The sequence below is a fragment of the Alteromonas lipotrueae genome (assembly GCF_019249255.1).
Lineage (GTDB): Bacteria > Pseudomonadota > Gammaproteobacteria > Enterobacterales > Alteromonadaceae > Alteromonas > Alteromonas lipotrueae.
Genome location: NZ_JAESDJ010000035.1, coordinates 1 through 4,217, shown reverse-complemented (window position 1 = coordinate 4,217; position 4,217 = coordinate 1). Strand labels below are relative to the sequence as shown.

General features: G+C 39.7%; 5 protein-coding genes and 1 pseudogene. 5 read left to right on the top strand and 1 reads right to left on the bottom strand.

Annotated elements, in window-relative coordinates:
• The 4 genes and pseudogenes from KYS23_RS20490 to KYS23_RS20475 form a co-directional block, all read left to right on the top strand.
• The coding region (locus KYS23_RS20490; RefSeq protein ID WP_218420072.1) for an RHS repeat domain-containing protein at window positions 1-2,040 on the top strand (2,040 nt) is incomplete at its 5' end.
• A complete protein-coding gene (locus KYS23_RS20485; RefSeq protein ID WP_218420071.1) occupies window positions 2,040-2,513 on the top strand; it encodes an Imm26 family immunity protein in 474 nt (157 codons plus the stop codon). The genes KYS23_RS20490 and KYS23_RS20485, both read left to right, overlap by 1 nt.
• A 95-nt stretch (window positions 2,514-2,608) precedes the next feature.
• A pseudogene (locus tag KYS23_RS20480) lies at window positions 2,609-2,911 on the top strand (TreTu family toxin); the annotation flags it as partial.
• 6 nt (window positions 2,912-2,917) lie between these two features.
• A complete protein-coding gene (locus tag KYS23_RS20475; RefSeq protein WP_218420068.1) occupies window positions 2,918-3,214 on the top strand; it encodes a hypothetical protein in 297 nt (98 codons plus the stop codon).
• Here the strand turns inward: KYS23_RS20475 and KYS23_RS20470 are convergent.
• Window positions 3,200-3,343 (bottom strand): hypothetical protein, encoded by a 144-nt coding sequence (locus tag KYS23_RS20470; RefSeq protein ID WP_218420067.1) that lies wholly within the window; start codon window positions 3,341-3,343, stop codon window positions 3,200-3,202. The two genes, KYS23_RS20475 and KYS23_RS20470, sit on opposite strands and share 15 nt — an antisense overlap.
• A gap of 285 nt (window positions 3,344-3,628) precedes the next feature.
• Here KYS23_RS20470 and KYS23_RS20465 point away from each other — a divergent pair.
• A partial coding sequence (locus KYS23_RS20465) for a hypothetical protein (RefSeq protein ID WP_218420065.1) occupies window positions 3,629-4,217 on the top strand: 589 nt, incomplete at its 3' end.

Sequence of the window (4,217 nt, the reverse complement as noted above, 5' to 3'; positions counted from 1 at the left end):
ATATTATTCGATGCACTTTATAGGCCCACACATACTCAGCAATATGTAGATGGAAGCTATGTAGACGAGATTATCACTACCTATACAGAAACCGGACAAGTTGAAACTAGGGAAGATGGACGCGGTAATATTACCCGTTACTTTTACGATAAGCACGACCAACTAGAGCTTATTGAATATCCTGATAGTAAAATTTCTGAGCAATATTCTTATTACACAAGTGGTCAAGTTGAGACTTATACAGCACCAAACGGTGCTATTACGTCATACGAATATGATCCGCTTGGCCGCTTAGAGAGTCAACTTGTAGGCCGTGAAGTAGAGCTCATTTATGAATACTATGAAAATGGTCAACTCGAAAAAGTTATCAAGGATATTGGAAGTTCTTCATCTATAAATGAAACAATATCTTATACCTATGATGAATTTGGGCGCGTTCAAGCGGTGCTTGACCGATTGGGTAGAACTGTTTCCTACGACTATGATAACGCTGGCCGAAGAACAGATATCATTTATCCTGACAATAGAAGAACCACCTATAGGTACGACAATGAAAATCGATTAGAGAAGGTCTTATATAATGGTCAACAACTCGTCCATTATACCTATAACAACCTGTCCCAAATAGAAGATGTCATGCGCGGAAACGGTGCTAATTCAAAACTAGTGTTTAAATCTAATAATGATATGACTGAATTAGTACACGGTTTTTCAGGAAGCAAAACTCTTGGTTATTTGTATGGGCACAGTAGCGCTGGAAGACAAAACCGCAAAAGTTATCAAGGGGAAGCAAGGCCATGGCTGCCGTTCCAAAACAACTTAGAGCTATATGATAACAATGAACTAAATCAATCTATTAGCGTAGGCGATAACGAACTCGACTTTGATGAAAATGGTAACTTAGCCACGTTTGGGGCAATGTCTTACAGCCACAATGAACTAAATCAATTAACTAGCGTAGGGTTCGAAGGTATTACACCACACGTCAATTATACCTACGATGGCTTAGGTCGTCGCAGCTCTAAAACGGTCAACGGTGAATCTACCACTTTTCTGTACGATGGTGATGAAGTAATTGCTGAATATGACGACATGGGCAATGTTACTAAGCGGTATATATATGGCGCTGGCATAGACAATCCAATAGCGTATATCTATCAGGGAAATCTGTACTATTACCACACAGATGAGATTGGCTCGGTAGTAGCAATGTCGAATGCAAGTGCTCAACTAGTAGAGAAATATAGTTACGGCCCTTTTGGACAAAGTTACGATTACAGTAAAATTGGCAACCCTTTAAGGTATGCTGCTAGGCGTCTAGACAGTGAAACTGGACACTATTATAATCGTGCGAGGTATTATGAGCCCAAGTGGGGGAAGTTTCTTCAGGCCGATCCATTAGGGTATCAAGATGGTATGAACCGGTATGCCTATGTGGGTCATAACCCTGTAAGCTACGTAGACCCAATGGGAACCATTGCTATTGGTGGAGGGTTTTCCACTAATGCGGGGGCGGTTGAAACTTCAAGCTTCTGGGGCGATTTTGGTCAAGGTGCGTTGGATTTTGCTGGTGGCGCATTAGACGAAGTTACATTTGGTTTAACTTCAGATTTGACTAGTTCCCTTGGTGCTGATAAAACGTCAACGGCTTACAGCGCAGGCGGAATAGTGACGATGTTAAACCCTGCTGGCTTAGTCAAAGCAGGAGTTAAAAATGGGTTAGAGGCTGGAATTTCTTATGTTACAAAGGGTGGAACATATAAGCTCCGGGATGCTGATGGGGCAGTAAAAAGAACAGGAAAAAGTATCGACCTTAATCGGCGCCGTGGTGAGCATGCTAGGAACAAGGATACCAAGGACCTTGATTTTGAGGTTGACCGAAGATCAGATTGCTGTAAAGCACAACGTGGTAGAGAACAAATTATTTATGACAAGCACCCTGAAGCTCAAGCCGCAAATGGTGGATTAAATAAGAGAAGACCTGTTAGCCCTACTAACCCTAAACGTGACATATATCGAAAAGCAGGTGAGAAACTCTGATGGCAAAATCACTAAATTATTCAGAGGGTGATTGCATTTCAATTCCCCTTAGAGAGGGTGGATACGCTAGAGGCGTAGTTGTGAGGATGAATGGTAGTGGCATTATCTTTGGGTATTTTTTCGGTCCACTTGTTGTGAATGAAAGCGATCTCGCAGTAGATGAAACTTTAGTTCCTGGGCGTGAAATTCTTAGAGGTCAATTCGGCGACTTGGGTCTGCTTGAAAATGAATGGAAAGTCATTGGTCGTCTTGGTGGATTTGATCGTAAAGAATGGAGTATGCCAAAGTTTTTACGATGGGAGGAAGGAGAGGCAACAGGGGTTTTATGTACCTATGATGAAAACTCGCTTGAGCCAATTTTAGAAGATGTTATTACGATAGATGACATTGATACTAAGAGTTACCCCGTTGATAGATTGATGGGGTACGGATCGGTAGAAATTAGATTAACAAAACTGCTAGCACCCAAGTAATTTAGATTATTACAGCCCCTTTTTCGGGGCTTTTTTGTGCCTACGATATATGGGCATGAACTAATGTTACAAAAAGTGCAGATACTCGTGTTGGTCGTTGGATGTCTCCCGATGAGCTAGGGAAAATGAAATCGACTGGTACAGTTCAAGAAGGGAGTGGTGGCCTCACTTTTGTTGCTAATTCTGGTGCGTCATCATTCCGCAAGCGGGCGAAAGCTGGCAGTAATTATGTAGAATTTGATGTTCCAACCAATGGTTTGTTGCAGGGTGCTAAATCTGATTGGTTTAAGACTCTTGGGCCCGGTGCTCCAAAATCTCAATTATTTAAATTGAATAAGCAAGGTGGTCAAGTTAATCCTCGTTTCCGTAATATTTCAGATGTAATTGAAACAAAGTAGGTTTTTATGAATGAAAAACAAACTGGACTAGAGTGGTTTAACATAAATGTTAAGTCCCTTCTTGTAGATGATTTCGAGCTTAAATATGTTGATGAAAAAGATGGTGATTTAGGCGATTTATCTGGGGTTCAATTTGATTTAGATAAAAAAGGCGGTTATGTCTACTTTTGGAGTTCCGGTTATGTGGGCTTTCAATTGGTTGATTACGAGAAAGAACTAGAGGTTGTAGAAGATACAACTGAAGAAATTACATCTAGGTCTTATGATGAAGTCTTTAATACCTTGTTATTACAACTTAAATAAATCTACATAGCCCGCATTTGCGGGCTTTTTAATGCGCTGTATAACGGTATCTAACAACTCACTGACAAATTTATGCTTAGCTTTAGGCAGTAAAGCGGCTTGCTCTATCTGACGATGAAGCTTGGGCATTGGCCCTCACTAAGTTGCTGTATCTTTAAGTCCCACCAGTTCATCCACGCTAGTGCCAAATAGCTTAGCCAGTACCGGTAGCATTAAGGCAGGCACCTTCCTAATCCCTTTATCAAACGAGGTCATATGCTGTTGGGCGATTCCCAGATGCTCAGCACGCTGAGCCTGGGTTAATCATTAAGTTTACTTTTAACTTTTCAATCTAGAATATTTATAAGTATTTGTGTAAATTGACTAGTAAATATACATCCATAAAAAATAAGTTAGAAATAGGACTTCATAGATATGATAAATGGCATTAACTTCACTCATTACAGGAAGCTACAGGACTTAGAACTAACGTTTACAAGTGGAGTTAATGCAATATCGGGGGAAAATGGGACCTGTAAAAGTTCTATTTTACATATAATTGGTAATTCCTATCAAAGAATCAAGCAAACTAACCCAGATGTAGATACCAAGCTCCTCAATGTTATTAAAAATATTAATCAAACAGTAAACCCAAAAATTGAGTCATTAACTAAAGGCGACAAACAGTATAACGACCCTGCTAAAGGGGTAAAAGGTAAACTTTACACGGTAAAGTATGATGGTAATTCATGTGATTTTAGAAGGCATAATGCAAAACAAGGTGAAAGTAGATATAGATTAATTCCTAATTACCCACAAGGACAAAAACAAAGCTTAGAGGAGAGGGCTGTAATATATTTAGGTCTTACTAGAATCGTGCCTGTTGGTGAATTGGAAGATAGTACAAAGAGCATTAAGAATAACTTGCCAAGTGAATATCAAAATCAATTGGTTGAACTGTATAGTAAGCTAATAGGTATAAGCATTGACAATTTGGGTACTGAAAAATCGAATGATATAAAAG

Bases quoted from the DNA above. Each gene is read 5' to 3' on its own strand.
- KYS23_RS20475 (WP_218420068.1), top strand. From the start codon at position 2,918: ATGAATGAAAAACAAACTGGACTAGAGTGGTTTAACATAAATGTTAAG.
- KYS23_RS20485 (WP_218420071.1), top strand. From the start codon at position 2,040: ATGGCAAAATCACTAAATTATTCAGAGGGTGATTGCATTTCAATTCCC.
- KYS23_RS20470 (WP_218420067.1), bottom strand. From the start codon at position 3,343: ATGCCCAAGCTTCATCGTCAGATAGAGCAAGCCGCTTTACTGCCTAAA.